At 57.5% G+C, this 6,000-nt stretch carries 7 protein-coding genes; 5 read left to right on the plus strand and 2 right to left on the minus strand.

The genetic code is table 11. The features are described 5' to 3' along the window. Positions 1-152: 152 nt before the first annotated feature. The 3 genes from NPX02_RS17225 (at position 153) to NPX02_RS17235 (ending at position 2,815) form a co-directional block, all read left to right on the plus strand. The gene (locus NPX02_RS17225; protein ID WP_260295054.1) at positions 153-1,043 is read left to right on the plus strand and encodes a YkgJ family cysteine cluster protein; all 891 of its coding nucleotides are present in this window, start codon (positions 153-155) and stop codon (positions 1,041-1,043) included. Positions 1,044-1,932: 889 nt separating this feature from the next. Next, positions 1,933-2,262: a BON domain-containing protein gene (locus tag NPX02_RS17230; RefSeq protein WP_260295055.1), complete on the plus strand. Its 330-nt coding sequence runs from the start codon at positions 1,933-1,935 to the stop codon at positions 2,260-2,262. A gap of 184 nt (positions 2,263-2,446) precedes the next feature. After that, a complete protein-coding gene (locus NPX02_RS17235; protein ID WP_260295056.1) occupies positions 2,447-2,815 on the plus strand; it encodes a hypothetical protein in 369 nt (122 codons plus the stop codon). Positions 2,816-2,896: 81 nt separating this feature from the next. Here NPX02_RS17235 and NPX02_RS17240 read toward each other — a convergent pair whose 3' ends face one another. Then, a complete protein-coding gene (locus NPX02_RS17240; RefSeq protein WP_260295058.1) occupies positions 2,897-3,298 on the minus strand; it encodes a bacteriohemerythrin in 402 nt (133 codons plus the stop codon). 350 nt (positions 3,299-3,648) lie between these two features. Between NPX02_RS17240 and NPX02_RS17245 the strand changes: the two genes are divergently transcribed. Both NPX02_RS17245 and NPX02_RS17250 read left to right on the plus strand, forming a co-directional pair. Continuing rightward, on the plus strand, positions 3,649-4,095 hold the full coding sequence (locus tag NPX02_RS17245; RefSeq protein WP_260295059.1) for a hypothetical protein: 447 nt from the start codon (positions 3,649-3,651) through the stop codon (positions 4,093-4,095). A 330-nt stretch (positions 4,096-4,425) separates the two neighbouring features. Beyond that, the gene (locus NPX02_RS17250; RefSeq protein WP_260295060.1) at positions 4,426-4,926 is read left to right on the plus strand and encodes a hypothetical protein; all 501 of its coding nucleotides are present in this window, start codon (positions 4,426-4,428) and stop codon (positions 4,924-4,926) included. Positions 4,927-5,171: 245 nt separating this feature from the next. Here the strand turns inward: NPX02_RS17250 and NPX02_RS17255 are convergent. Further along, a partial coding sequence (locus NPX02_RS17255) for a hypothetical protein (RefSeq protein ID WP_335342597.1) occupies positions 5,172-6,000 on the minus strand: 829 nt, incomplete at its 5' end.

Below are 6,000 nucleotides of genomic sequence, written 5' to 3' on the forward strand. Positions count from 1 at the left end.
GCTCAGCCCATCGAGTTCCCCGGTCTTTCCCGAATAGCTGAATAGCTGGCAAATAGTTTAGTATTGGCAGAGAAGTCAGGACGCACCGGCCCGTATCTCCGCCAGTGGATTTCTTGTCCCTATTGATTTACACGCTGCAATCCGAGGCTCCCATGAGCGAAAAATTCGACATCCCGTTTCAAAGCAATGTAGTGCCCAACATGCTGGATCTGGGCTCCACCCTCAAGTTCAAGTGCCACAAGGGGATCTCCTGCTTCAACGCCTGTTGCAGCAACGCCGACATCACCCTGACCCCCTACGACATTATCCGCCTGAAACAGCACCTCGGAAAAAGCAGTACCGAGTTTCTCAAGGAACACACCGTGCCGTTCCAGATGGACCAGGACGGCCTGCCCGGCGTCAAGTTGCGCACCACCAATGAAGGCGCCTGCCTGTTCATGACCGACGGGGGTTGCAGCGTCTACCAGGACCGCCCCACCGCCTGCCGCTACTACCCGCTGGGTAACATGATCCGTCTCGATACCGGCGCCAAGCAAGAGCATGTCGACTATGTGCTGGTGAAGGAGGAGCACTGCAAGGGCCATGATGAGGAGCGCGAGCTGACCGTGCAGGAGTACCTGATCGAGCAGGAGACCGCCCAGTACGACGAAATGAATCGCGAGTGGCAGCAGCTGATGCTGATGAAACGCTCCGGCGGCCCCAGCGTCGGCAAACCGCCCGAGGCGACCCTGCAGATGTACTTCATGTGCTCATTCGACATGGACCGCTTCCGCCGTTTTGTCATGAGCGACAACTTCAAGGCCACCTACGACCTGGAGGATTCGCTCTACGAAGTGCTGGAAAAAGAGGACGTCTCCCTGATGCAGTTCGGTACCCGGCTGATGAAACAGGTGTTCTTCGGCCTGCGCACCATCCCGGAAAAGGGCGGTGTCTGGGAGAAGCGTATGGACGAACGCCAGGAAGTGTGGGAAGCGCGCCGCCAGGCCGAGATCGCCCGCCAGCAGCAGGCGGAGGATCAGCGTTACAGCGGGGACAATGACTGAATCCCCGTTGTGACAAATCGTAGGGGCAGGCCCCGTGCCTGCCCTGATCCCGCACAACCCAGTCACTCCGGCAACTGAGAGCTGTCCCTATAGTGCCCACTTGGCAAATATAATAAGGGTCCTCAGCGGAGAGAATCCGGTACACCCGCGATTTGTTCCCGTGGTGTTTGGCCCTGTTGACCGGATCGAACGAATGGCACTCGAAGCGGGTCGTAATATTAGCAAGGGAATGGGTGAGGTCAGGCGAAGGCGGCTCATTACGATGGATGAGTGGCTTGACGAAACCAGCAAAAAACATGATTTGCCTTTGGTACGATGGCGACGCCGAGGACCCGACCCGCTTCATCCGGAGCGTTTAATGGGTCAAAGTCTAATGCTACTTAGTTAAGCCCAGAACCACCGTCATCCTGGCGAATGCCGGGATCCAGGCGACTCGATGGAGGCAGTTTCCCTGGATTCCGGCCTGCGCCGGAATGACGGAAGCAGGTGTATACCGGCTTAACTAAGTAGAATTCGGGTCAAAGTCCTTTAGCTGCTACATCACCGCGGCAAGCCATTCCCCAGGTAATCCGGTAATCCGTACGAAAAGTAGTGGCGGTGGATTCAACGGCTCAGCGGCACAGTTCGAATCCCCCCGGAAACCATCACCGACATGGATACCCTCTACTGTGGTGCCCCGGCCAGGATTCCTGGGCTGAATCGCCGGAGTTGTCATCAGACTGGGGCGGTCTGGTGGATGGGACCAGGTTGACGATGCGGATTGCCGGGGCGCTGTGGAATAGAAGGACTGCGGGAACTTTGCGATTTGCGTTGTGTCCGATCTTGCTGTGTATGACGCATGCGCCGCGAACTTTCGAATGGCCTCTGGATTGTAAAGGAGTACACGATTATGTCTATTCTTTCCAGTCGTTCTCTCTTGTTTCCTTTTGTCTTGCTGTTGAGCCTGTTGGTTGGCGGATGCGTGGGTACCGAGACGCAGCGCAGCACCGGCGAATTCATCGACGACGCTACCATCACCACCAAGGTGAACGCCAAACTGGCCGATGACCCCAGCACCAGCGTCTTACGGATCAACGTCGACACCTATCGTGGGAACGTCCAGCTTAGCGGCTTCGTAGAGAGTCGGGACGAGAAGGCGCGAGCCGAAGAGCTGACTCGCGAGGTGGAAGGCGTGCGTGACGTGGCGAATAATCTGGAGGTCAAGCCCAAGGGTGAATGAAACGAGTTGCCGGGCTCACGGTGTTGCTGCCCGGATTCGGATTGCAGGCTGTCGTCCATCGGGGTAGCAGCTCCCCTGCGGGGTGTGCCGCGGGACCCTGAGCGTGGCCTTATGAACGGTCCGTCTGTCTGTACTGAAACGTGTGGACGCGGCCGTGTGTTTGACTCGAATAGGGAGGTTATACATGAAAACTCATGATCAACAGCGACGAATAGTCTTGCGGAATGCAGTCGCCACAGGCTGTGCGCTCCTACTGCCTGCGTTGTTGGTAGGATGCGGCGACGATGAAAGCCCGCAAACGCCGAAGCAGTCTGGGGGCGATTCCAGCGCGCCCGCGACCACGCCGACCACCCCGGGCGCGACCAGTGAAAGCCAGGGCGGGTCGTCCGGTGCCAAGGTGAGCAAAGAGCAAGCGCAGTACCAGGACCAGCCAAAAGACGAGCAGTCCTGCCAGAAGTGTCTCCATTTCATTGCCGAATCTAATACCTGTAAGCTCGTCGATGGCCAAATCAGTCCGAGCGGCTGGTGTACGTTTTGGGTGCAGAAGGGATAAGGAATGCTCGTTCGTTCCGTGCGTGCCGATATTCGGCGCGCACGGGAATTCAGAATTAAAGGGGCCAGCGACCGTTAACCGCTACATCACCCCGGCGAGCCATTCCCCCATTTTCATATCGACAATCAGGATGTGCTCGGTCAGCCAGTGCTCCAGGTACTCGAAGTCCGCGTCGCTCATCTTTCCACCATCCTGCAGGTACTTCTGCTGAAATGCGGTCGCACTTTTGATCAGTTCCTGGTGTTCGGCCTTGTGCGCGGCGATATCCGGGTACTGGTATTTCAGCATCAGGCGTTCCTCGTGCCGGAAGTGCCAGACGGTGCAGGCGATCAGTTCCTCAAGCAGGGCCTCACGATACTCTGGAGATTCAGCCTCCGCCACGGAATGGCTGAAGAGGTTGAGCAACTCCACCAGGCGTCTATGGTCTTCGTCTATCTCATCGACCGTGACGCTCAGGGTTTTGTCCCATACCAGTTCTTTCATGGACGCACCTCAATACCGGTCAGTATGTTAAACAGGTCACTGCTGGACCATGCTACTCTCCAAATTCATGGGGTGGAAGGGGGCGGAATTTTCTCTGGGGTCACGCGCAGCGCCGGATCAGGTGGTTCACGAGTTGTCCGGTGCCACCGGAATCATGCCGCGCGGACATCGCTTCTGTACGCAGAAAAATGCTGTGTGGGTTAACTTTCCGGGCAATCCCAAAGCTGCTGGTACAGTTTTGGGGTATATTCCCGAGCAAGCGATAAGATAGCTGTTTTTAAACTGACCGAATCCATCCACGCGGAATGCGATCATTGGAAATTTAATGTTGAACTCGAAGAGAGGGAGAGATGAAAAAGCTCATAATCGCTTCCGGCTTTCTGGCCATGGCGGCTTTTGCCGCCCCACAGCTGCCTGCCAATTGGGCAAACCTCAATATCACGGATCGGGGCATGGTGCAGGTTGAAAAGGAGACCGACGAGAACGGGTTGTATGTCGAGTACAAGGGTCTGTCACGGGAAGAGCTGCTTGGGAGCGTGGTCCAGGCGCTGAATAGGGCTGGATATGTACTGGTGGGTACGGCACTGGACGGGGTGGTGGCAGGATTCGCGAACGGCAAGGAGAGGCTGGCGTTGAAAATCGACCAGTTTGGTGACAGCCTGTTTCTCGCCATCTTTAACGAGAAAGGAAAAGAGCCGCTCTTGCACGGCATGGTATTCGGGCAGTACACCGCCAAACGAGCTGCCTCCGGCGACCAAGCCAGGGAACTGCTGCTTAAGGGGCTGGAGAAGGAGTAAGCCTGCCGATGTTTGATCGCAAGGCCTCCCTGATCAATGCTGGGCGCTTCGATCTTATAGGCCATGGCCCTGTGGACCGTCCTTTCGGGCAGGCGTCTGACCGCGCGGTCTTCGAAACGTCATAACCGCCAGGGCGAGTAGACAGAAGAGGGCGCCGACATGGAAGGTAAAAGACGCTCCAAGGCGATCCCACAGCAGGCCGGCCAGGGCGCTGGTTGTCCAAATGCTTTGCTAACCTTTTAATGATTGGAGGAGTGTTCGCTTTGCAGGGCGTCAGAACCCTCAGGCCAGCAACTTGCTCAAGTTCGTTCGATCAGGGAGGGTAAGATAATGCGCGAACATCCGGTTTCAAAATATGAGCGAAATGGATGCCTGGTTTCCAGACGCATCAACTGCTCCTATGGCGACCACATATTGACGGTTCGTGAGGTCCGTGCCGGCTTTTCCCGTCGTACAGCACTCGCCATAATTGCGGCCCTCGGGCTTGGCATACTTGCGCCAGGGATTGCCTGCGCCGAACAGCAATTCCCGGATGTTCTGTCGACGAAGGTCCGCGCGACATCAAGTGGAATGTTCAACTTCGATGTAACGATTTCTTCGCCATACGATACTCCAAGCCGCTACGCGGATGGGTTCCGTGTAACTACCAAAGATGGTGAGGTCCTTGGCGAGCGCAAGCTCTGGCACGATCATCAGAGCGAGCAGCCTTTCACTCGGGATCTCTACTCGGTGAAGATCCCGTCCAACGTCAAAACGGTCCTGGTTCAGGCTCGCGATCAGAAGTACGGATACGGTAGGCAGATTGTTGAGGTAGGGCTGCCTGGGCGATAACTGTCAATGGCCATCCAGTTTGAGCCACTTATTTTCGCCAAGCGCGTAATTGCGGGGGAATGCAACAAACCATTCGGGCAGGTGTGGGATTGGCAGGCTTATTCTGTCTCCACGGGACCCCGTCGGCAGTGTCAGGCGTTATGGCAATGGAGCGCCATTGCCTGCAAAGTGTGCCGTGGCGACATGGCGCCCAAAGTAACTCCGCGACACCCTCGATACTGCGGTATGCCTGCGCGAGCCCTTAATTAAGCGCACTTCGAGTTTGATCCTATCGGGTCGAAGTGGAACTGGGCAAAGGCCCCGGTCGTCTCAACCAGGCGGTTGAGTCTGGCCTTGCGTTCGGTCCCCTCCGCATTGACGATCATCACCAGATCACCGGTTTTGAACGGCAGGGTGGGCAATATCAGGCAGGCGTGCTGCTTCGAAGCCGCCAGTTCCGGCAACAGCAGGCCCTTGTGCGGGTGGCTGGCCGGGTCATCGCCTGCCAGGTAATGGATCAGGACCGCGGCGGCGCTCGGGGCGATCATTTGCAGGCCAAGCTGGAGTCCCTGGCCGGGCAGGTTTCTCGCCCAGCGGCTGATGCCGATCGCAAGCTGGTGCTTGTTGGTGGCCGATTGTACGCCGATGACTTCGCCGATCTTGATCTTCGGGGCATGCATGCCCTGCCAGTTGATACAGTAGCCACCGGCACTTTCGTTAGCGGTCTTGCAGGCGTAGGCCTCATGCTGCTGCGCGGATTGCCGGGAAGCCCAGAGGGGCGCGCCACCCTGTCCGGAACCCGGCACATTGGCACTGCTCGCGATGACGGTCTCCTGGATCGATTCATCAAATCCCTCCAGGCTCAGCTTGTGTCCCGCCAGCGTGTGAGATGAGCGGTAACGCCGGTTGCCGGTCGGCTGATCCATCCAGTCCGGTCCTCTGTCCGGTCGTTGCGGGGCCGCCGGCTCCTCCGTAGTGTCGTCACTGGTCAGCAGACAGTGGGTCGAGGTCACCCCCACGGCTACATTCAATTCAAAACCGAGCCGGGTGCGGATGAACTCCCGTTTTGGCGCGGAACTCAGGATCTGGATCAGC

It is taken from the genome of Sedimenticola hydrogenitrophicus (assembly GCF_025175675.1).
GTDB lineage: Bacteria > Pseudomonadota > Gammaproteobacteria > Chromatiales > Chromatiaceae > Sedimenticola > Sedimenticola hydrogenitrophicus.

What these genes read in the sequence shown, in the direction of transcription:
- NPX02_RS17225 (WP_260295054.1), top strand. Translation starts at nt 153, where the DNA reads ATGAGCGAAAAATTCGACATCCCGTTTCAAAGCAATGTAGTGCCCAAC.
- NPX02_RS17230 (WP_260295055.1), top strand. Translation starts at nt 1,933, where the DNA reads ATGTCTATTCTTTCCAGTCGTTCTCTCTTGTTTCCTTTTGTCTTGCTG.
- NPX02_RS17235 (WP_260295056.1), top strand. Translation starts at nt 2,447, where the DNA reads ATGAAAACTCATGATCAACAGCGACGAATAGTCTTGCGGAATGCAGTC.
- NPX02_RS17240 (WP_260295058.1), bottom strand. Translation starts at nt 3,298, where the DNA reads ATGAAAGAACTGGTATGGGACAAAACCCTGAGCGTCACGGTCGATGAG.
- NPX02_RS17245 (WP_260295059.1), top strand. Translation starts at nt 3,649, where the DNA reads ATGAAAAAGCTCATAATCGCTTCCGGCTTTCTGGCCATGGCGGCTTTT.
- NPX02_RS17250 (WP_260295060.1), top strand. Translation starts at nt 4,426, where the DNA reads ATGCGCGAACATCCGGTTTCAAAATATGAGCGAAATGGATGCCTGGTT.